Source organism: Primorskyibacter marinus (assembly GCF_003313245.1).
GTDB classification, from domain to species: domain Bacteria; phylum Pseudomonadota; class Alphaproteobacteria; order Rhodobacterales; family Rhodobacteraceae; genus Primorskyibacter; species Primorskyibacter marinus.
In genome coordinates, this window is sequence record NZ_QJSD01000011.1 from 1 (window position 1) to 19,347 (window position 19,347).

Genomic DNA, 19,347 nt, shown 5'->3' on the forward strand with positions numbered 1-19,347 from the left:
GTAAACCTCCGGCGACGGCCGTCTGATCTCAGGCTCAATCTGATGGTAAGTCCGACCTTATGTCCGACTTTATCAACCGCCCTCAAATCGAAGTTCTGTCTGCTGCCGATGGTGAACGCCGCCGGCATTGGTCGGATGATGACAAACTGCGCATTGTGGAAGAAAGCTTTATTGGCCACCGTCAGGTGACAGCCACGGCGCGGCGACACGGCATTGGCCGGTCGCTTTTGACGACTTGGCGGCGGCAGTATCGAAACGGTGAGCTTGGGTCTTCTGGCTCTGTATCGTTCGCGCCGGTGACTGTGCCGAAGGAAGTTTCCGCGTCGCAGGCAAATCCAATCGATGCCAGTCCACCTCCGGACTGTCGGGTTGAGGTAGCCCTTCCGAATGGGCGTCGTCTCATCGTGCCCATCGGCGTGGAGTCCGAAGCGCTTGCTCGGCTTCTGGCAGTGGTGGATCGGCAATGATCGCGTTTCCGGCGGGCGTGAAGGTGTGGATCGCAGGCGGCGTCACCGATATGCGGCGGGGCATGAACACGCTGGCGCTACAGGTGCAAGAAGGGCTCGGCCGTGATCCCCATGCGGGTGAGATATTTTGCTTCCGAGGTCGTAAGGGCGACCTCGTCAAGATCCTGTGGCATGATGGCGTGGGCATGTCGCTTTATCTAAAGCGCCTGGAGGCAGGCAAGTTCATCTGGCCCGTGAGCCGGTCGGGCGAAGCGGTACAGATATCGGCGGCGCAGTTGGGTTATCTTCTGGAGGGCATCGACTGGCGTAACCCACGCTGGACACAACGCCCTGCAAAGGCTGGTTAATTTGCGCCAGCCAGCCTGTTTTTATTGGTGCTTCGCGGCTTCGGCTGGTAAATATTGGTCATGTCTAATGCCGCCTCTGAACTCGCCAAATTACGCGCTGCCCTGGCCGCCGCAGAGGCCCGTGCAGATGTTGCGGAAAGCGAGCTGGCGCAGGCCCGCGCGGTTGTCTCCTGCTCCGAGGCGATGATCCAAGAGCTCAAGCTCGAGATCGCCAAACTGCGCCGTGACAAATACGGTATCTCGTCAGAACGACGCGCCCGGCTGATCGATCAACTGGAACTGCAGCTTGAAGAGATGGAAGCGGCGGCCACCGAGGATGCCTTAGCCGCAGATCAAGCAAGCGAGAAAGCCAGCACGGTGCGCGCCTTCACGCGCCGCCATCCCGTGCGCAAGCCGTTCCCCGATCACCTGCCGCGCGAGCGAGTTGTTGTTGAGGCACCGGCCGCCTGCACTTGCTGTGGCTCGGACCGGATCGTGAAGATGGGCGAAGATGTCACCGAGACACTGGAGGTGATCCCGCGACAGTGGAAGGTCATACAGACCGTGCGTGAGAAGTTCACCTGCCGGTCTTGCGAAAGGATCAGTCAGCCGCCGGCGCCCTTCCATGCGATTCCGCGCGGATGGGCCGGGCCCAGCTTGATCGCAATGCTAATCTTCGAGAAATATGGTCAGCACCAGCCGTTGAACCGGCAGGCCGAGCGGTTCGCCCGTGAAGGTGTAGAGCTGAGCCTGTCCACCCTGGCGGACCTGGTCGGGCACGCGACTGTTGCCTTGCAGCCGATCCATGCCCTGATCGAAAGCCATGTGCGTGCCGCTCACCGCCTGCATGGCGATGATACCACCGTGCCGCTTCTGGCGCGGGGCGGTGCAAAAAAGGCCCGGCTCTGGACCTATGTGCGTGATGATCGGCCATGGAATGGTGGCGCCCCACCAGCGGCGTTCTTCCGCTTCTCTCGAGATCGCGGCGCAACCAATCCCAATCAGCATCTGGCCGGATGGCAAGGTGTGCTGCAAGCGGACGCCTATGGTGGATACAACGATCTCTATCGCGAAGACCGCGACGCGGGGCCCGTGACCAGTGCGTTGTGTTGGTCACATGCCCGCCGGAAGTTCTTCGAACTGGCCGACATTGCGGGCAACGTCCGCAAGGGCAAACCCGCCCATCAGATCTCGCCGGTCGCACTGGAAGCGGTGAAACGGATCGATGCCATCTTCGACATCGAGCGCGAGATCAATGGGCTGGATGCTGATGCCCGGCTCGTCGCCCGCCAGAACCTGTCCCGTCCCCTGGTGAACGGCCTCCACGACTGGCTGCAGGACGAGCGTGCGAAACTGTCCAGACACAACAAGGTGGCCAAGGCGATCAACTACATGTTTGAGAAGCATGGCCGTTGGCAGGCCTTCACGGCATTCCTCGATGACGGGCATATCTGTCTGACGAATAATGCGGCCGAACGCGCTTTACGTGGCGTGGCACTGGGCAGAAAGTCGTGGCTCTTCGCAGGCTCAGAGCGCGGCGGTGAACGGGCTGCCGCCATGTATACCCTTATCGTCACCGCCAAAATGAACGACATCGATCCGCAGGCCTGGCTCGCCGATGTTCTCGCCCGGCTGCCCGACTTGCCCGTCTCGCGCGTGCATGAACTTCTGCCTTGGAACTGGAAAGCTCTATCCCTTACACAAGCAGCGTAACCATGCAGCTGAACAAGGTGTATTCCGTCAAGACAATCGACCGCGTCGCTGTCGAACTGGGCGAAACCGTCAATCAGATCTTTGATCTCGCCACCGGTATGGAAACCGAAGATGGTATAATCTGGGTCTACGGTCCCAGCGACGACGGTGTCATCGCATTCACTCCATTCGGGATCGAAAACCTGCAAGAGCTCATCGAAATGGACCGTGATCGCGAGCGATGACCTACCTGTGGCCTACGCCGGATGCTTACTCACGAGGCTTCCGACATGCCATTGGATTGCGGGCTAGCTACCGGCGTGAAGCAAGGTTTCAGGCCAAGCTGACGAGCAAAGATGCGCGTTTCCTTCGCCGTATAGGAACTGCCGTTGTCGAACAAAACCTCGATCACCACGGGCGCACGGTCGCTGCCAAATCGTTTTTCGACTGTCTCCAGCAGCAGGTCACGCACGTCCGAACCGCTGATCTCGGCATTTGCCACAGAGATATGCGCAGAAGTTGGTGACGCGTGATCAAGCGGCGGTTTGAAGGTGGCGGAGGCTGTCGCGGAACTCAACCTCTTCGATGATTTCGGGCATGCGGTTAAACCGCGTGACAGGCCCTTGGCGTTCGGACCCGGCAGCGCCTCCAGGGCCTCGATGAAATCGCCCGTAGACACGCCTTTGAGGTAAAGTCACGGCAGCAGTTCCTCGACCGATTTCGCCTTGCACAGGTAGCGCGGCAGGATGCTGGGCGTGAAGTTGATCCTGTCCGCGCCACGCTTTCGATGACGGACACGCGGCACCTTCACTGGCACCGGGCCGATTCCGCTCATCACCTCGCGTTCCGGCAAGTGACCATGACGGACCAGTCGCGCCCATAAATCTTCAAGCTACTCCCCCGAAACGGCGGCCATCAGCGCGGCCAGTCCCGCGTGGATCGCCTGTTCAATCAGTTTGCGCGTCCCGCCGCGGAGGACGTCAGTGAACGGGTCGGAGCCAAATCTCGATGGATCTGGCAACTGGGTGATGGTATTCTCAGACATGTGGCATATCCCTTTCTCGGCAGAGAATTGGCGGCGTCTGAACACCGCCATGATATGCCGCTCCTCAGGGCATCACCAACTTTCGCGCGTTTGTTGTCCCGCAAGCGTCCAGCGCCGACGCTTGACCATCTACCGAACTCTTCGGGCAAGTTACACCACGGGGCTTCGGTGCAGGAAGTCCGGAAAATTCCTTCAGGAACAAAGCGGTGGGAGGTGGGTTTGAGCCCATTCGGCGCACGGGCAGCCTGGATGACGCTTTTAAGGAACCTCCATTCCTCGTCCGGCATAAGGTCTTGTGCCAAGCTGGTCTCCATTGCAGATACCAGCTTGACTCACGATCAGCGCCCGGTGGAAATCCCCTGTGTCAAAACGGCCTAGGGCTGTCAGCTCTTGGCGGCCGGTTCGTTCTCGGGATGGTCGAAGCTTGCCCAGGGGCGCGATGTGCCAGTGGGGGGAAGGGTGCCGGGCGTTTCGTTTCGGTGAATATGGGTCTTGGCGATGAAGTGTCCGGTCACGGGGGCGGTCAGGAAGAGGAACACCGTGATCATCAGCTCATGGAAGGACAGATGCCCCTCGACCAGTCCGAAATAAAGCATCGACGCAATCAGCGCGCCGCCGACGCCCAGCGTGGTTGCCTTGGTGGGCGCGTGCAGGCGCATCATCGGGTCTGGCAGTTTGATCAGGCCGAAAGACCCGACAATGCCAAAGATACCGCTGATCACCAGCCCGGCGGAAATGAGAATTTCTACGATCATGTCCAGCCTCACTCGATAATGTCGCCACGCAGCATGAAGCGCGTGTAGGAAACGGTGGAAACAAAGCCGGTCATTGCGATGATCAGAGCGGCCTCGAAATACATGGTCGTGCTTTGATGGATGCCGAACAGGGTCAACAGGGCGATGGCATTGATCACCAGCGTATCCAGCGCCAGGACCCGGTCGCCGACGCCGGGGGCGATGACGATGCGGTAGATATTCATCAACAGCGCCGCACCATAGCAGGCCAGCGCGAAAAGCAGGGCATATTCGATCATTCGAAAATCTCCTTCAGGCGGCGTTCGTAACGGTCCTTGATCTGGTCCCGCACGGCGTCAGGGTCGGGTGCATCAAGGCAATGGACCAACAAAGCTCTACCATCACCGGACAGATCGCTGGATACGGTGCCCGGTGTCAGGGTGATTGTGCCGGCGAGGACGGTAATCGCCTCGGGTGTGCGCAATTCCAGCGGGATGGTGATCCAGGCGGGGTGGGTGTTGGCGTTGGATTTGAACAGGATGATATAGGCGACCTCGATATTGGCGATGATGATGTCCCAGATCACGATGCAGATATATGCCACGATCCCGACGGGGTTGCGCAGCCGGGCGCGGTTCGGCCAATACGCGGCTGTCATGAAGGGGATTGTCAGGCCAAGGATCAGCCCCAGCAACAGATTGCCCGGTGTCAGCTTGTTGACCAGCATCTGCCAGACCACGATCAGGGTCAGCGTCAACAGCGGGTGGGGCAGGAGTTTGCGCAACATGGCCTAGTGCTCCTTTTCAGCGACGGGCGCGTCGGTGGCCGCTTTGCCGTGCCCATCCGTGTCGCCATAGGCGTCAGCCTCGTGGCCCTTGTCGCCCTTGTCGCCGCCGATCCGGTCCGGTCCTGTCAGCACTGCCGAGATATAGCCTTGCCGTTCGTAAAGCTGCGCGGAGGTGGCATTCAGGTAGCCCATCATCGGTCCGGCAAAGACGGTCAGCAGGATGATGCCGGCAAGCAAGGAAAAGGCTGCGGTAAAGGCCAGGCCCTGCTTCGGTGCGGGGGGTGTCTCTAGGGGGGCATTTTCGTCGGATGGGCCTTCTTCCGCAGGACGGGTCTTCCAGAAGACCGCGCTGCCGCCCTGTGCAAAGCCCACGATCGCCAAAAGCGAGGTGATCAGGATCACGGCCCAGATTGCGGCAGCGCCCGGCAGCGGCCAGACTGCCTTGAGGATCAGCAGTTTGCCGACGAAGCCAGACAGGGGCGGCATACCGACCATGGCGATGGCCGCAGCAAAAAAGAGGGCCGCGATCAGCCCTTGCTGGTGAAATGCGGGCAGGGTGGCGTAGCCGTCGGAACTGCCCTGACGCCGTTCCCGCACCATGTCCACGGTCAGGAACAGTAGCGCGGTCGCCAGCGTCGAATGCAGGATGTAATACAACGTCGCGGAGGTGGTTTCAGGCGTGAAGGAGGACATGGCCACAAAGACCGTGCCCATCGACGCGATCACCGAAAACGCGGCCAGCCGTCCCAACCTGTTGGTTCCCACGACACCGATCATCCCGATGATGATCGTGATCAGGGCCGCCCCCATCAGCAGCGGTGTCACCACATCCGCCGTCGCGTGCAGGTCCGGCCCGAAGATCAGCGTATAGACCCGCAGGATCGAATAAGCGCCCACCTTGGTCATCACCGCAAAAAGCGCGGTCACCGGGGCAGGGGCCTCGGCATAGGTTTCGGGCAGCCAGAAATGCAGCGGCAGAAGGGCTGCCTTGATCGCAAAGACGGTCAGCAAAAGCACGGCTCCGATGCGGATCAGCGCAATGTCGGAGTCCGGGATCTCTGCGACGCGCACGGCCAGATCGGCCATGTTGAGCGTGCCGGTGGTGGCGTAGATCGTCCCCAGCGCAAACAGAAACAGGGTGGAGCCCAGCAGGTTGAACACCACATATTGCAGGCCCGCGCGCAGACGCCGGGTGCCGCCCGCATGGATCATCAGCCCGTAAGAGGCGATCAGAAGAACCTCGAAGAACACGAACAGGTTGAAGATGTCTCCGGTCAGAAAGGCCCCCATGATGCCCATGACCTGAAACTGCATGAGCGCGTGGAAGTGGTTGCCTCGCCTGTCCCAGTCAGTACCCGCTGCGTAAAGCGTGACCACAAGGGCCAGCACTGCCGTCAACAGGATCATCAACGCTGACAGCCGGTCCAGCACCAGAACGATGCCGAAAGGCGCGGGCCAATTGCCAAGGTCGTAGACCTCTATCGTGCCGCTGGAGGCCTGGACCGCCAGCCCGGCAGTGATGGCAATCACTGCGCTTAGCCCCGCAATGCTGAAGATCCTTTGCAGCCGCACATGGTGGCGCATCGACATCACGATAATGGCTGCCAGAACTGCTGGCAGAATGATGGGGGCGATGATCCAATGGGTCATTCGACGGCTCCCGGCTCTGCTTCGGGGACGGGATCGGGGTCGTCTATGTCAACCGCGTCAGTGCGCGAGGACAGGTAGGCACCAAGCGCCAGCATCACCACCACCGCCGACATCCCGAACGAAATCACGATGGCGGTCAGAACCAGCGCCTGTGGCAGCGGATCGGTATAGCCTGTCGCGTCATCGGTCAGGACCGGCGGCATGTTGACCATCAGCCTGCCGGACGAGAACAGGAACAGGTTCACCGCATAGGACAGCAAGGAGACGCCAAGGATCACCGGAAAGCTGCGCAGCCGCAGCACGAGATATAGGCCGCCGGCGGTCAGGACGCCGATTGCACTGGCCATGAGAAGCTCCATCTCAGGACTCCTTTTCGTCGGCGGGCGGGGTTTCGCGGCCCGGATTCACGTCCATCGGGAAGATGTTGACCTGCTCGCCAGTGCGGCGGGACATGCTTGACAGGCTGTGCAGCGCCAGCATGACGGCACCCACAACGGTCAGGAACACACCGGTGTCAAAGGCCATGGCGGTTGCCCATTCGAACTCTTCTATTGGCGGGATATGAATATAGCCGTAGGACGAACTCAGGAACTGCCGACCTGCCAGCCATGAGCCCATGCCGGTGAGCGCCGCGAGCATCACACCCGCCGCAATGACGGCATGATAGTGAAAGCGCTGGCGTTCCTCGGCCCAGGCGAACCCGGATGCCATGTACTGCATCAACAGCGCGATGGCGACGATCAGCCCCGCGATGAACCCGCCGCCGGGCGCGTTGTGGCCCCGCAGGAAGATATAGGCCCCGACCATGATCGCAATCGGCATGATCATCCGGGTGATGACCACCATCATCAGGGGGTGGCGGTCGCCCGCCTCGTCTTCGTCAGGGCCCCAGTTGACCAGCCAGCGCCCACCGGGACCACGCAGCACGCCCATGGTCAGGGCGTAGATGACCAGCGCGGCGATGCCCAGAACGATGATCTCGCCGAATGTATCGAAGCCACGGAAATCAACCAGGATCACGTTGACCACATTCGTGCCGCCGCCGCCCTTGTAGGAGTTGGCAAGATGGAAGGCAGAGATGCTTTCCGCCGCGAAGTCCCGCATCAGGATGGCATAGGTCAGCACCGACACCGCCAGACCGGTGCCGCCTGCAATAACGGCGTCCCGGATACGACGGGGTGCACCGCTTTCGACAGGCGTGCGCCGGGGCAGGAAGTTCAGTGCCAGCAGCAGCAGAATGATCGTGACAACCTCGACAGAGATCTGCGTCAGGGCAAGATCGGGTGCCGAGAAGAAGACAAAGGCCATTGATACGGCCAGACCGATCACACCCAGCAGGACCAGCGCCAGGATGCGGTTGCGGTGGAACGCGATGATACATCCGGTGGAAATCACCAAAAGCACCCAGCCAATCGCCATGATCGGATTGATCGGCAGCGCGTCGCGGGTTGTCGGCCCAATCGGGCTTTCGACCCAGGCGAAGACACCGGCTGCGGTGATGGCGGCGGCGAAGATCGCCCCGTAGCGGGTGATCGACCCGTTATGCAGCGCGTCGGTCAGCCAATGCGACCCCAGTGTCGCCGCGCGTGTGATGGCGTCGAAGATCACTTTCGCCTCGGGGCGCGGGGCGGCATTCCAGCCGCGCGCCAGAAGCCGGTGCTGTGACAGCAGCAGCGCCCCGGCAGCGACCGCAATCACCGACATCCAGAAGGCCGGAACCAGCCCATGCCAATGCGCGATATGCGCGTGAGGATGCCCCCCCGTCACCGCCGCTGCCGTCACATCGACCAGCGGACCGGCGATCAGGTTCGGCATCAGACCGATAAGGACGACCAGAACCACCAGCAGGGCAGGGGCGGCCCACATGCCGAAGCCCGGATCATGCGGCTTCGCGGGATAGTCGTCGCGTTTGGGACCAAGGAAGACATGCACGATCAGCCGCAGCGAATAGGCGACAGAGAATACCGCGCCGAAGGTCGCAAGTGCGGGCAGGATCCACGGGTTGTTCAGCCATGCGGTATGTGCGGCCTCCTCCAGCATCATTTCCTTGGACAGGAAGCCGTTGAGCGGCGGGATGCCGGCCATCGACAGCGCCGCGATGGTCACGATGACAAAGGTCACAGGCATCAGATGCCGCAGCCCGCCCAGACGCTTGATGTCGCGCGTATGGGCCTCGTGATCGACGATACCCGCGCACATGAACAGCGACGCCTTGAACGTGGCATGGTTGATGATGTGGAACACGGCGATCAATGCGGCAGCCTCTGTGCCGAACCCCAGAAGCATGGTGATCAGGCCAAGATGACTGACCGTCGAGAACGCCAGAAGCGCCTTGAGATCATCCTTGAACAGCGCGATCACCGCGCCCAGCACCATGGTTATCAGGCCGGTGGTGGCGACGATATAGAACCATTCCGGCGTGCCCGACAGAACCGGCCACATCCGCGCCATCAGGAACAGGCCCGCCTTCACCATCGTGGCGGAATGCAGATAGGCCGAAACGGGCGTCGGTGCGGCCATCGCATGCGGCAGCCAGAAGTGAAACGGGAACTGAGCCGATTTGGTGAAACAGCCGATCAGGATCAGGATCAGCGCGGGCAGGTAGTAGGGGCTGGCTTGAATCAGCTCCTTGTTTTGCAGGATCACCGACAGATCGAAGCTGCCGACGATCTGGCCAAGGATCAGCATGCCCGCAATCATCGCCAGCCCGCCAAGCCCGGTGACGGTCAGCGCCATGCGTGCGCCCTGACGGCCCTCGGGCAGATGCTTCCAATAGCCGATCAACAGAAAAGACGATAGCGAGGTCAGTTCCCAGAAAACCAGCAAAAGCAAGATGTTGTCGGACAGAACAATCCCGACCATCGCGCCCTGAAAAAGCAGCAGGTAGGTGTAGAACTGCCCCATCGGGTCTTCGCGGCTCAGGTAGAACCGGGCATAGAGGATGATCAGCATCCCGATGCCAAGGATCAATCCGGCAAAGAGCAGGCCCAGCCCGTCGAGCATGAAATTGACGTTCAGCCCCAGCATCGGCAGCCATTCGAGCTGGAATTGCAGAACCTCGCCGCGCATTACCGCGGGGGCCGACAGCATCAGCAGGATGAAAGCCAGCGCGCTGGCCATGAATGTGTAAGTGGCGCAGGCCGTGCGTCCCGCATGGATCATCACGCCCGGTATCAGGGCTCCGACAAATGGCAAGGCGGCAATGATGGGAAGAAAAATGCCGCCGGTGTCCATTCAGCCTGTCCTTTCAGTTCTGTGTCGTCTTTCCCGAAGCTCACCTGCCCGGTTTCATACCGATGCCGGTTCGATTCTGGCCCGGATGTTTCCGGGAAATTTCATGGCAACCTCTGCTGCCCGGTCTGGGTCGAGGTCCGCTGCGCGCCCCTCTAAGTGTTCTGTGCCAGCATCGCCGCATTTCCGGCGCTTTTGGCGTAGGTGTGGCGAACCATAGCGGTTGCCCGCTCTTGTGGCCCAAGCGCCGTTTCCGCGCCGCGTCCCATGCGCTTGTTCAACAACGACACCTTTGGCGCAAGACCCTTTTCTGCGGCTAACGCGCAGGCAATGTCCACCTCCTTGCGAAACAGCGACAATTTGAAGCCGGTCGCAAATCCGCTACCCCGTTGGCAGCCGGTGAGCCCCCACGCCCCCAAGTTCCAAGAACGTGAACCGCATTAGTCCTTTTCACCCACTTTCCTGTCCATCCGCAATGCAACACGCCAACGGATACGGCGTCAAGCAGTTGAAACCGCGCCATTGATGCCCGAACGCCGTGTCATAGGGCATTCAGCCAGACGGAGATTGCGAACGGTCTTGCGCGTCAAAATGTTCCACCACCAGATCGGCGCGCCTGCTTTCGCGGATCACTGTCCGCGCATTGGGCAGATCATTGCCTTCCATTTTCGTAATCAGCTCGACCCCTTGCAGCGTATCCCAGCGTTCTGCCAGCCGTCTTTCCAGCTCTGCAAAGGGCACTTCCAGAAAGACGGTCAGGTCAAACTGCGCGGCCAGCTCGCCCCATGGCGCTTGGTTCAAGAGAAGATAATTTCCCTCAGCGATGACGTGGCGCACCGATTGCGGGATCAGCCGGGCACCCGCGCGGGCGATCTCGATAGAGCGGTCAAAGACCGGTACGGCGATTTCCGGATCGCAATTCGCCCGCATCCGCGACAGCATATGCGCAAACCCCGCCACATCGAATGTGTGCGGCGCGCCTTTTCGCGCACGCCAGCCGCGGGCATTCAGAACCGTATCATCATAGTGATACCCATCCATCGGCAGAACGGCGGCGCTTCCCGGCGTCGCGGCATTCAACGCCTCGACCAGCTTATCAGCCAAAGTCGACTTGCCTGATCCCGGCGCGCCCGCGATCGCGGTCAGGTATCTTTCGGTGCCGGGCTGCGCGCGCAGTTTTTCGCACAGCGCGTCGATGGTGATTGTCTGCGGCATGACGGGCCTCCGGTGGGCGGATTGCAATGGGTTGGCGCAGCATGGGCGCATCACCTGCGGGTCGCAAGCGGATCCGTGTCTGGCGCGGGGCAGAGGGGCCGGCGGCCTTGGTCCCTTGCCGGTATTATCTGCTTGTCGCGCCCCGCAATGGTGCAGAGACACCGCAATCAGGACCGGTGGGGTCAGGGCGTTGGGGAAAGATCGGGCGCGCCCTCCAGCCAAGCATACGCGTTCGGCGGAAGGTTCAGCGACGTGCCGTCAAGCGTGGCGGTTGAGGGACCGACGAGTTCAGTCGCGCCGATCTCCAGCCTGTGCGGCTCTGGCGAAAGGTTGAAAATGCAGGTCAGCACCTGTTCCTCAGCCTCTCGTGTGAAGGCAAGGATCGGTTCGGGCAGATCGATGAACCGGGTCTTGCCGACTGCCAAGGCCGGGTTGGCCTTGCGCCATGCGATGATCTGTCGATAGACGTGCAGCACGCTGTCGTTCTGCGCCTCTTGCGCACTGACCGCGCGGGTCTGATGCGGTTCCTTGACCGGCAGCCATGGCTTGGCGGTCGAAAATCCGCCATTGGTGGCCTCTGCGTCCCAGACCATCGGGCTGCGGCAGCCGTCGCGACCCTTGTTTTCGGGCCAGAAGCGCAGGCCGGGCGGGTCGGTCAACTCGCTGTATTCCAGCTCTGCTTGCGGCAGGCCCAGTTCCTCGCCCTGATAGATGCCGATCGTGCCTTCGAAACTGAACAGCAAGGCGGCCATCTGGCGCGCAAGCATGTCCTGGTCCAACGCATGTTCGGCCCAGCGGGTCACATGGCGCGGCACATCGTGGTTGGAGAACGACCAGGACGGCCAGCCATCCGGCGCGCCGTTCTGGAAGCTTTCAATGGTGCGGCGGAAATGCGCGGCGGTGAAGGTCGGGCCCAGCATCTCGAAGCTGTAGCACATGTGCAGCCGGTCGGTGCCGCGCGTGTAATCGGCCATGATGTCAATCGCCGTCTGGCCGCCATCACCGACCTCGCCCACCATCATGCGGGCGTCAAATTCATCCGTCAGCGCGCGCAACCGCTTGAGGAAGGCGATATTTTCGGGCCGGTTCTTGGAATAGATATGTTGCTGCATCCCGTAAGTGTCGGTCGCCATTTCCTGATGCCCGTCCGGGTTGGGCGGGTTGTCGCGCAATTCCTGATCGTGGAAATAGTAGTTCACCGTATCAAGGCGGAAGCCATCGACGCCGCGTTCCAGCCAAAAGCGCATCGTATCCAGCAGCGCGTCCTGCACGGCGGGCATATGCATGTTCAGGTCCGGCTGTTCGATCAGGAAATTATGCAGGTAGTATTGCCTGCGGCGCGGTTCCCACTCCCATGCCGGGCCGCCAAAGACCGACGGCCAGTTGTTGGGCGGGGTGCCGTCAGGGTTCGGATCGGCCCAGACATACCAGTCGGCCTTGGGGTTGGTCCGGTCGGCGCGACTTTCGGCGAACCAGTCATGCTTGTCCGACGTGTGGCTGATGACCTGATCAATAATGACCTTCAGGCCAAGCTTATGCGCGCGGTCTATCAGCGCATCGAAATCCGCAAGACTGCCGAATAACGGGTCGATGTCGGTATAGTCCGACACGTCATAGCCCATATCCTTCATCGGCGAGGTGAAGACCGGACTAAGCCAGATCGCATCGGCACCCAGCCCCGCGATGTGATCCAGCCGCGAGGTGATACCGCGAAGATCACCGATGCCGTTCCCCGTGGCATCCTGATAGGAGCGGGGGTAGATCTGATAAACAATTGCGCCACGCCACCATTCAGCCATCAAAAGAACTCCTTGTGGATCGCGAGGATCTCGCGCTCGGTGCAGGCACCGCTGCGCGATTCGTCCATGTTAGCGATACCAGAGATCGCCTTGAAGCGCATAACGGCGCGACATCGGCTTGCACAAGCATCCGATCAGGAAGGGCCGGTCCCGCGCATCGAAGGCCCTCTATGCGATAATCAAACGCGGCGCTTGCGCGTTATGCTTGCGCGGCGCGCCGTTTTGCCGGTTTCGCTGACGTGCAAACCAGTGGTCGCTGTAGACAACTGACCCGCAGAGGCTAAGGTTCCGCTGGAGATTTCATGACCAGGGAGGATAACATGAGACGGAATTTTCTGACGACGGCCATTGCGGCCACGGTGATCGGTCTTGCGGGCACAACTGCCACGCTTGCACAGGAATACACGTTCAAGCTGCACCATTTTCTGGGGGCCAAGGCACCGGCGCAGACCCAGATGCTGGAGCCGTGGATAAAACAGGTCGAGGAAAACTCTGGCGGTCGGGTCAAGATAGAGATCTTTCCCGCGATGTCGCTTGGCGGCAAGCCGCCAGAGCTGGTTCAGCAGGCCCGCGACGGCGTCGTGGATCTGGTCTGGACGGTCAACGGCTACACGCCGGGCCTGTTCACCCGCACCGAGGTGTTTGAGCTTCCGGGCGTTTACACCAATGACCCCGTCGCCACCAATCTGGCCATGTACGACATGTTCGAAGATGACCTGAAAGAGGAATACAAAGGTCTGGAGGTCATGTGGCTGCATGTCCATGCCGGGCAGGCGATGATGATGGTCGACAAAGAGGTCCGCAGCCCGGCCGATCTGGAGGGGATGAAGATGCGCATCCCCACCCGCACCGGCGCGTGGGTGATCGAGGCGCTGGGCGCGGCCCCGCTGGCGACACCGGTGCCGGAGGTTCCGACGGCGCTGTCCAAGAAGGTGATCGACGGCACGCTGCTGCCATGGGAGATCATCCCGCCGCTGAAGCTTCAGAACCAGATCGAATATTTCATCGAAGGCCATGAAAAGACCCGTCTGGGCACGACCACGTTTCAGGTGTCGATGAACGGTGAACGCTGGAACGGTTTGCCTGACGACATCAAGAAGGCGTTCAGCGACGCGTCGGGCCGTGACTGGTGGGGACAGGTCGGCGAATACTGGCGCGCCTCGGATGACTTTGGCATCAGCCTGGCCGAGAAAGCCGGCAAGCAGCATGTCACGCTGAGCGAAGAGGAAACCGCTGCCTTCATGTCGCAACTTGAACCGGTCGTTCAGAAATGGGTCGATGATGTGACCTCCAAGGGCATCGACGGCGCGGATCTGGTGGAAAAGGCGCGTAGCCTGTCCAAACAGAATGCGATGTAATCCGCATGGCTGACATGCACCTCGCATCGGGAACGGGGCCTTTGGGCCTCGTTTCGCGTCTGATCACGGGCTGGGCGCTGCTGGGCGGTCTTGTCCTGCTGGCGGTCGTTCTGATGAACACATGGTCGGTGATCGGCAATCAGTTCGGCATGCCGTTCCCCGGCGATTTCGAGATGACAGAGGTTGGCATCTGCGTCGCCGCTTTTGCTTTTCTGCCTTACTGCCAACTGTCCGGCGCGAATGTGACCGCCGACATCTTCACCAGCGGGGCAAGCCCTTTCTGGCTGGCGATCTTCTCGCTTGCGGCATCCGTGGTCGCGCTGGCATTCTCGGGGCTGCTGCTGTGGCGGATGTATGCCGGACTGCTTGATCAGAAGAATTACGAATACACGACGGCGATCCTGCAATTCCCGCATTGGCTGGCCTTTATCCCGATCCTCATTTCGCTGGCGCTTCTGGCGGTGGCCTCGATCATGACACTCGCCGCTTCGGCGCGACAACTCTGAAGGCGGCGACATGGATGCATTGATGATCGGGTTTCTGGGCCTCGGCGTGCTCGTTCTGCTGATCGGCCTGCGCATGCCGATCGCCTATTCGATGATTCTGGTGGGCGGGGTGGGCGTGACCATCCTGAACGGCCCGTCGATCTTCTTCTCGCAGCTCAAGACCTTGGCCTACGGCCAATTCTCCATCTATGATCTGTCAGTCGTGCCGATGTTCGTGCTGATGGGCAATTTCTCGACCAAGGCGGGGCTGAGCCGGGCGTTGTTCCGCGCCGCCTCTGTCTGGCTGGGCTGGATGCGCGGCGGCGTCGCGATGGCGGCCATCGCGGCCTGTGCGGGGTTTGGCGCGGTCTGCGGCTCGTCGCTTGCCACCGCGTCCACCATGGGGCAGGTCGCCCTGCCAGAGCTGAAACGCTACAAATATTCCGACGCGCTTGGCACCGGCACGCTGGCGGCAGGCGGCGTGCTTGGCATCCTGATCCCGCCCTCGGTGGTGCTGGTCATCTATGCCGTGATCGTCGAGGCGAATATCGTCACCATGTTCATGGCGGCGATGATCCCCGGCATCATCGCGGTGCTGCTGTTTCTTGTGACCATCGGCATCTATGTGCGCCTCAACCCCAATGCCGGGCCTGCGGGCGAATTGGCCGACCGGGCAGAGTTCATCTCGTCCCTGATTGATGTCATCCCGGTCGTGCTGGTTTTCGGTCTGGTGATCGGCGGCATCTATGGCGGGTTCTTCAACCCTACGCCCGCGGCGGCAGTGGGCTGCGTTCTGGTCTGGCTGTACGGTGCCGTGCGCGGTTTTATCAAGGTGAAAGAGACGCGTGACGCATTGCTGGAGACCGCAAAAACCACCGGCATGATCTACCTGATCCTGCTGGGTGCGGAAATGCTCAAGATCTTCATGTCGCGCGGCGGGGTTCCGCAAGCGGTGGCAGAATGGATGGCCAATTCCGGCCTCGCGCCAATGACGATCCTTGTGATCCTGTTGGTGGCCTTGATCTTTCTGGGCATGCTGATGGACAGCCTGTCGATGATCCTTCTGGCCATTCCGTTCTTCTGGCCGGTGCTGGTGGAAATCAACGGCGGCGATTACGTCATGGCGGCCGAGGCGGGCTTTGGCATGACCTCCGAGGATCTCAAGGTCTGGTTCGGGGTTCTGGCGTTGATCGTGGTGGAGCTGGGGCTGATCACGCCCCCTGTGGGCATGAACGTCTTTGTCATATCGGCCATCGCCAAGGATGTGCCCATGCGCGAGACTTTCGCCGGCGTGATGCCGTTCTTTCTGGCAGAGCTGGTCCGCGTCGCAATCCTGTTGGCCTTTCCGGCGCTGACGCTCTGGCTGCCAACCTATCTCGGAGGATAACCATGGCCCGCATGACAGCAGGTGGCGCGATTTTCCCGCGGTTGAAGGCGCTGGGGGTGGATTATGTGTTCGCCAATTCCGGCACGGATTTCCCGCCGATCATCGAAGGTCTGGCCGAGGCTGCGGCCCAGGGCGAGGAATTGCCGCAAGCCGTGGTGATCCCGCATGAACATGCGGCAATGGGCATGGCGCATGGCTATTACCTGGTCTCGGGGTGCCCGCAAGCGGTGATGATGCACACCAATGTCGGACTCGCCAACGGCTCTATCGGGGCGATCAACGCGGCCTGCGAGAATATCCCCGTGCTGATGATGTCAGGCCGCACACCGGTGACGGAAGCGGACCGTTTCGGTGCCCGGACCGTGCCGATCGGGTGGGGGCAGGAGATGCGCGATCAGACGGCGTTGGTACGCGAAGCGTCGAAATGGGACTATGAGCTGCGCTTTCCCGAACAGATCTCTGGCCTTCTGGATCGTGCTTTTGCCATCGCCAACTCCACCCCCAAAGGGCCGGTCTATCTGTCCCTCCCGCGCGAGGTGCTGTGCGAGGACGTGGACGCAGATGCGCTGTCCGCCCCCGCCACCATCCGCCCCTCTTTGGGCGCGGGCGATCCGGCCGCCATTGCCGAGGCTGCCGCCTTACTGGCCAATGCGCGAAACCCGTTGATCATCGCGCAGCGCGGTGTCGGCACGGATGCGGTGTTTGACGCCTTCGGGGACTGGGTGACACGGCACGGCATCGCGGTCGCATCCTGGTGGGCCACGCATCTGTCGCTGCCCACCGATCATCCATGTCACATCGGCGCCGACCCCGGTGCGGCGATGGCCGAGGCCGATGTGGTGCTTGTGATAAATTCGCTGGCGCCGTGGTGGCCGGACAAACACAAGCTGGCCGACGACACCAAGGTCATCAACATCGGGCCAGATCCGATTTTCAACCGCTTTCCCGTGCGCATGTTCCCGTCGGACGTCACCATTCAGGGCGAGACCGCGCTGATCCTGCCCGCTTTGATGCAGGCGGTGGATGCCGCACCTGACCATCCTGACACCGAAACGCGCCGAGTGGCCTTGGCCGAGGCGTCTGCAACGCGGTTGGCGGCAGAGCGTGCCGCCGCATTGGGCGACACGGCCAAAAGCATCACCAAGGCTCAGGTCAGCCATGCCCTTGGCGAAGCTCTGGCCGGGCACGGGCAGGCTTTCAGCGTCTTTTCGGAACTGGGCGCGCAGCTTGGCCCGCTGGCCTGCCGCGAAAGGCTGAACTGGTTTCAGGAACCGCATTCCGGCGGGCTTGGCTGGTCCTTTCCGGCAGCGCTTGGCGCGCAATTGGCCGCGCCTGACCGGACCTGCGTCGCGACGCTGGGGGATGGCAGTTACATGTTCGCCAATCCCACCGTCTGCCACCAGATCGCCGAGGCTATGGAGCTGCCGATTCTGGTGGTGATCCTGAACAACGCCGAATGGGGGGCGGTGCGCCATTCGGTGGCGCAGCTCTATCCCGACGGCCACGCAGCGCGCGCCAACACCATGCCGCTGACCAGCCTGTCGCCGGTGCCGGATTTCACCCTGACCGGGCAGGCCAGCCGCGCCTGGACGCGCGACGTCACCGATCCCGCCGAGGTCGCCTCTGCCATCGACGATGCCCTGCGCGTGATCCGCGAAGAGCGCCGCCTTGCGCTGCTGAACATCCGCATCCTTCCCTGAAACGCCAGCCAGAACGGATCAAGATGAGCCCTCTGAAACCGCCCTTCCGCGCCGACCATACGGGCAGCCTGCTGCGTTCGCAGGCAATCACGGCCGCTCGCCGACAGCACCTCCAAGGGGACGGACTGTCGGCTGGTGATCTCAAAACGGTCGAGGAGGCCGAGATCCCCGCGCTGATCAAGATGCAAGAAGGGGCGGCCCGAAAGCCGTCACCGATGACGAGGCGCGACGGTCCCTCTGGCATTATGATTTCATGGAAATGCTCGACGGGTTCGATCTGGTCGAACGCGAAGAGGGTGTGCAATTAGCGGGTGTCAAACTGCGACCCATTTTCCCGACGATCTTCGCAAGCTCGGCTTTCCCGAGGACCGCCCGATGCTGGACCATTTCCGCTTTGTGAAGAACGACGACCAGCATCGTGCCCCGGTTCTCGATGCCCGGTCCGTTCTGCTGCCATTTCCGCACCGCGCCTGACGACATTCATCCGACGGAGTATAAGGATGCCGACAAGTTGTTCGTCGACATCGCCGCGACCTACAAGACTGCGCTCGAACAGTTCTACGAGGCCGGGGTCTTTGCTCTTTCCGTATAATCGTGCAACACACCACCAACGGCCACAGGGGGGCGGCGGCGCAGAAAACTGCTGTCTTGTCCTGACACATGCCAAGGCGCGCAAAGGTAGACCGCAAAGTGATAGACAATAGCCTCCTGTTGATCGGACTGGCCTTCGCATTGGGCGGGATTCTGAAAGGGGCGACAGGGGCAGGGGCACCGCTGATTGCCGTGCCGCTGATTGCAATGCTCTATGACGTCCGGCTGGCCGTTGCTGTGTTCGCGATCCCCAATGTCGTGACGAATGCCGTTCAGGTCTGGCAATTCCGTGATGCGCGCGTGCCGAAGTTGTCGTTGCGGTTTGCGCTTGCCGGGGCGGTGGGGACGGGCTTCGGCACTCTGGCTCTGACCGCCCTGAACGCCGCGGCGCTGCTGCTGGTCGTGGCGGCGGTCGTGTTTCTTTATATCGGCTTCCGGATGGCGCGTCCCGGTTGGTCGCTGCCCTTCGCGCTGGTGTCGGTTCTGGCTTGGCCGATGGGGGCTTTGTCAGGCGTCTTGTTCGGGATTTCGGGCCTGTCCGCGCCGGTCAGCCTGACCTATCTCAATGCAACCGGTTTGGATCGTCATAATTTTATTGCGACAGTAACGTCACTATTTCTGGCCTCGGGGCTGGTGCAGATTCCGCTGTTGTTGTGGTACGGCATCATGTCGTCACAGACCATCCTGTTGGGCCTTGCCGCCATTGCGCCGCTGCTTGCCGGGATGCCCGTGGGGGCGTGGCTGGCGCGCCGCATCTCGAAACAGGTTTTCGACAAGACGATCCTGGCGCTGCTCTGCGTTCTGGCGGTCAAGCTGGTCTGGGACGCGCTGATCTGACATGCGGCGGCCCTTGGCCTGGTTCGTCCGCCATTGCGCGCCG

19 protein-coding genes and 3 pseudogenes are annotated in these 19,347 nt (G+C 61.4%); 10 read left to right on the forward strand and 12 right to left on the reverse strand.

Features of this window, described 5'->3' with window-relative positions:
* Positions 1–59: 59 nt before the first annotated feature.
* The 4 genes from tnpA to DMZ65_RS13125 are packed head-to-tail and all read left to right on the forward strand — an operon-like array spanning position 60 to position 2,730.
* Positions 60–467 carry an IS66-like element accessory protein TnpA gene (gene tnpA, locus DMZ65_RS13110; protein WP_116599346.1) on the forward strand — a complete coding sequence of 136 codons (408 nt, stop codon included), beginning with the start codon at positions 60–62 and terminating at the stop codon, positions 465–467.
* The gene (gene tnpB / locus DMZ65_RS13115; RefSeq protein WP_067630184.1) at positions 464–814 is read left to right on the forward strand and encodes an IS66 family insertion sequence element accessory protein TnpB; all 351 of its coding nucleotides are present in this window, start codon (positions 464–466) and stop codon (positions 812–814) included. Before tnpA ends, tnpB begins: the two co-directional genes overlap by 4 nt.
* Before the next feature lie 60 nt (positions 815–874).
* The gene (gene tnpC, locus DMZ65_RS13120; protein ID WP_116599435.1) at positions 875–2,506 is read left to right on the forward strand and encodes an IS66 family transposase; all 1,632 of its coding nucleotides are present in this window, start codon (positions 875–877) and stop codon (positions 2,504–2,506) included.
* Between the two features lie 2 nt (positions 2,507–2,508).
* On the forward strand, positions 2,509–2,730 hold the full coding sequence (locus DMZ65_RS13125; RefSeq protein WP_116599347.1) for a hypothetical protein: 222 nt from the start codon (positions 2,509–2,511) through the stop codon (positions 2,728–2,730).
* 35 nt (positions 2,731–2,765) lie between these two features.
* Here DMZ65_RS13125 and DMZ65_RS13130 read toward each other — a convergent pair.
* The 12 genes and pseudogenes from DMZ65_RS13130 to DMZ65_RS13185 form a co-directional block, all read right to left on the reverse strand.
* A pseudogene (locus DMZ65_RS13130) lies at positions 2,766–2,990 on the reverse strand (DDE-type integrase/transposase/recombinase); the annotation flags it as partial.
* Between the two features lie 108 nt (positions 2,991–3,098).
* Positions 3,099–3,530, reverse strand: a pseudogene (locus DMZ65_RS13135) (transposase); the annotation flags it as partial.
* A gap of 116 nt (positions 3,531–3,646) precedes the next feature.
* Positions 3,647–3,844: pseudogene (locus DMZ65_RS19890) on the reverse strand (transposase); the annotation flags it as partial.
* A gap of 69 nt (positions 3,845–3,913) precedes the next feature.
* Positions 3,914–4,285 carry a Na+/H+ antiporter subunit G gene (locus tag DMZ65_RS13145; RefSeq protein ID WP_198662699.1) on the reverse strand — a complete coding sequence of 124 codons (372 nt, stop codon included), beginning with the start codon at positions 4,283–4,285 and terminating at the stop codon, positions 3,914–3,916.
* Positions 4,286–4,293: 8 nt separating this feature from the next.
* On the reverse strand, positions 4,294–4,563 hold the full coding sequence (locus DMZ65_RS13150; RefSeq protein WP_116599349.1) for a K+/H+ antiporter subunit F: 270 nt from the start codon (positions 4,561–4,563) through the stop codon (positions 4,294–4,296).
* Entirely contained in the window at positions 4,560–5,051 is a 492-nt protein-coding gene (locus tag DMZ65_RS13155) for a Na+/H+ antiporter subunit E (protein ID WP_116599350.1), read from the reverse strand. The genes DMZ65_RS13150 and DMZ65_RS13155 overlap by 4 nt, the downstream gene beginning before the upstream one ends.
* 3 nt (positions 5,052–5,054) lie before the next feature.
* Positions 5,055–6,701 carry a monovalent cation/H+ antiporter subunit D gene (locus tag DMZ65_RS13160; RefSeq protein WP_116599351.1) on the reverse strand — a complete coding sequence of 549 codons (1,647 nt, stop codon included), beginning with the start codon at positions 6,699–6,701 and terminating at the stop codon, positions 5,055–5,057.
* Positions 6,698–7,060, reverse strand: coding sequence for a Na+/H+ antiporter subunit C (locus DMZ65_RS13165; protein WP_116599352.1), 363 nt, complete (start codon positions 7,058–7,060; stop codon positions 6,698–6,700). The genes DMZ65_RS13160 and DMZ65_RS13165 overlap by 4 nt, the downstream gene beginning before the upstream one ends.
* Before the next feature lies 1 nt (position 7,061).
* Entirely contained in the window at positions 7,062–9,920 is a 2,859-nt protein-coding gene (locus tag DMZ65_RS13170) for a monovalent cation/H+ antiporter subunit A (protein ID WP_116599437.1), read from the reverse strand.
* Positions 9,921–10,087: 167 nt separating this feature from the next.
* Entirely contained in the window at positions 10,088–10,213 is a 126-nt protein-coding gene (locus tag DMZ65_RS20040; RefSeq protein ID WP_269801562.1) for a hypothetical protein, read from the reverse strand.
* A 271-nt stretch (positions 10,214–10,484) separates the two neighbouring features.
* The gene (locus DMZ65_RS13180; RefSeq protein WP_116599354.1) at positions 10,485–11,147 is read right to left on the reverse strand and encodes a nucleoside/nucleotide kinase family protein; all 663 of its coding nucleotides are present in this window, start codon (positions 11,145–11,147) and stop codon (positions 10,485–10,487) included.
* Positions 11,148–11,329: 182 nt separating this feature from the next.
* Positions 11,330–12,946, reverse strand: coding sequence for an alpha-glucosidase family protein (locus tag DMZ65_RS13185; RefSeq protein WP_116599355.1), 1,617 nt, complete (start codon positions 12,944–12,946; stop codon positions 11,330–11,332).
* Positions 12,947–13,266: 320 nt separating this feature from the next.
* Between DMZ65_RS13185 and DMZ65_RS13190 the strand changes: the two genes are divergently transcribed.
* The 6 genes from DMZ65_RS13190 to DMZ65_RS13215 all read left to right on the forward strand — a co-directional run bounded on the left by DMZ65_RS13190 (position 13,267) and on the right by DMZ65_RS13215 (position 19,304).
* Positions 13,267–14,304, forward strand: coding sequence for a TRAP transporter substrate-binding protein (locus DMZ65_RS13190; protein WP_116599356.1), 1,038 nt, complete (start codon positions 13,267–13,269; stop codon positions 14,302–14,304).
* 5 nt (positions 14,305–14,309) lie between these two features.
* The gene (locus DMZ65_RS13195; protein WP_116599357.1) at positions 14,310–14,810 is read left to right on the forward strand and encodes a TRAP transporter small permease; all 501 of its coding nucleotides are present in this window, start codon (positions 14,310–14,312) and stop codon (positions 14,808–14,810) included.
* Positions 14,811–14,820: 10 nt separating this feature from the next.
* Complete coding sequence (locus DMZ65_RS13200; RefSeq protein ID WP_116599358.1) at positions 14,821–16,176, forward strand: TRAP transporter large permease; 1,356 nt, start codon at positions 14,821–14,823, stop codon at positions 16,174–16,176.
* A 2-nt stretch (positions 16,177–16,178) separates the two neighbouring features.
* Positions 16,179–17,876 (forward strand): thiamine pyrophosphate-requiring protein, encoded by a 1,698-nt coding sequence (locus DMZ65_RS13205; protein ID WP_116599359.1) that lies wholly within the window; start codon positions 16,179–16,181, stop codon positions 17,874–17,876.
* Between the two features lie 418 nt (positions 17,877–18,294).
* A complete protein-coding gene (locus DMZ65_RS19490) occupies positions 18,295–18,468 on the forward strand; it encodes a hypothetical protein (protein WP_157960627.1) in 174 nt (57 codons plus the stop codon).
* Between the two features lie 98 nt (positions 18,469–18,566).
* Positions 18,567–19,304, forward strand: coding sequence for a sulfite exporter TauE/SafE family protein (locus tag DMZ65_RS13215; protein ID WP_232824991.1), 738 nt, complete (start codon positions 18,567–18,569; stop codon positions 19,302–19,304).
* Positions 19,305–19,347: the final 43 nt, after the last annotated feature.

Bases quoted from the DNA above. Each gene is read 5' to 3' on its own strand.
- tnpA (WP_116599346.1), top strand. From the start codon at position 60: ATGTCCGACTTTATCAACCGCCCTCAAATCGAAGTTCTGTCTGCTGCC.
- tnpB (WP_067630184.1), top strand. From the start codon at position 464: ATGATCGCGTTTCCGGCGGGCGTGAAGGTGTGGATCGCAGGCGGCGTC.
- tnpC (WP_116599435.1), top strand. From the start codon at position 875: ATGTCTAATGCCGCCTCTGAACTCGCCAAATTACGCGCTGCCCTGGCC.
- DMZ65_RS13125 (WP_116599347.1), top strand. From the start codon at position 2,509: ATGCAGCTGAACAAGGTGTATTCCGTCAAGACAATCGACCGCGTCGCT.
- DMZ65_RS13145 (WP_198662699.1), bottom strand. From the start codon at position 4,285: ATGATCGTAGAAATTCTCATTTCCGCCGGGCTGGTGATCAGCGGTATC.
- DMZ65_RS13150 (WP_116599349.1), bottom strand. From the start codon at position 4,563: ATGATCGAATATGCCCTGCTTTTCGCGCTGGCCTGCTATGGTGCGGCG.
- DMZ65_RS13155 (WP_116599350.1), bottom strand. From the start codon at position 5,051: ATGTTGCGCAAACTCCTGCCCCACCCGCTGTTGACGCTGACCCTGATC.
- DMZ65_RS13160 (WP_116599351.1), bottom strand. From the start codon at position 6,701: ATGACCCATTGGATCATCGCCCCCATCATTCTGCCAGCAGTTCTGGCA.
- DMZ65_RS13165 (WP_116599352.1), bottom strand. From the start codon at position 7,060: ATGGAGCTTCTCATGGCCAGTGCAATCGGCGTCCTGACCGCCGGCGGC.
- DMZ65_RS13180 (WP_116599354.1), bottom strand. From the start codon at position 11,147: ATGCCGCAGACAATCACCATCGACGCGCTGTGCGAAAAACTGCGCGCG.
- DMZ65_RS13185 (WP_116599355.1), bottom strand. From the start codon at position 12,946: ATGGCTGAATGGTGGCGTGGCGCAATTGTTTATCAGATCTACCCCCGC.
- DMZ65_RS13190 (WP_116599356.1), top strand. From the start codon at position 13,267: ATGAGACGGAATTTTCTGACGACGGCCATTGCGGCCACGGTGATCGGT.
- DMZ65_RS13195 (WP_116599357.1), top strand. From the start codon at position 14,310: ATGGCTGACATGCACCTCGCATCGGGAACGGGGCCTTTGGGCCTCGTT.
- DMZ65_RS13200 (WP_116599358.1), top strand. From the start codon at position 14,821: ATGGATGCATTGATGATCGGGTTTCTGGGCCTCGGCGTGCTCGTTCTG.
- DMZ65_RS13205 (WP_116599359.1), top strand. From the start codon at position 16,179: ATGGCCCGCATGACAGCAGGTGGCGCGATTTTCCCGCGGTTGAAGGCG.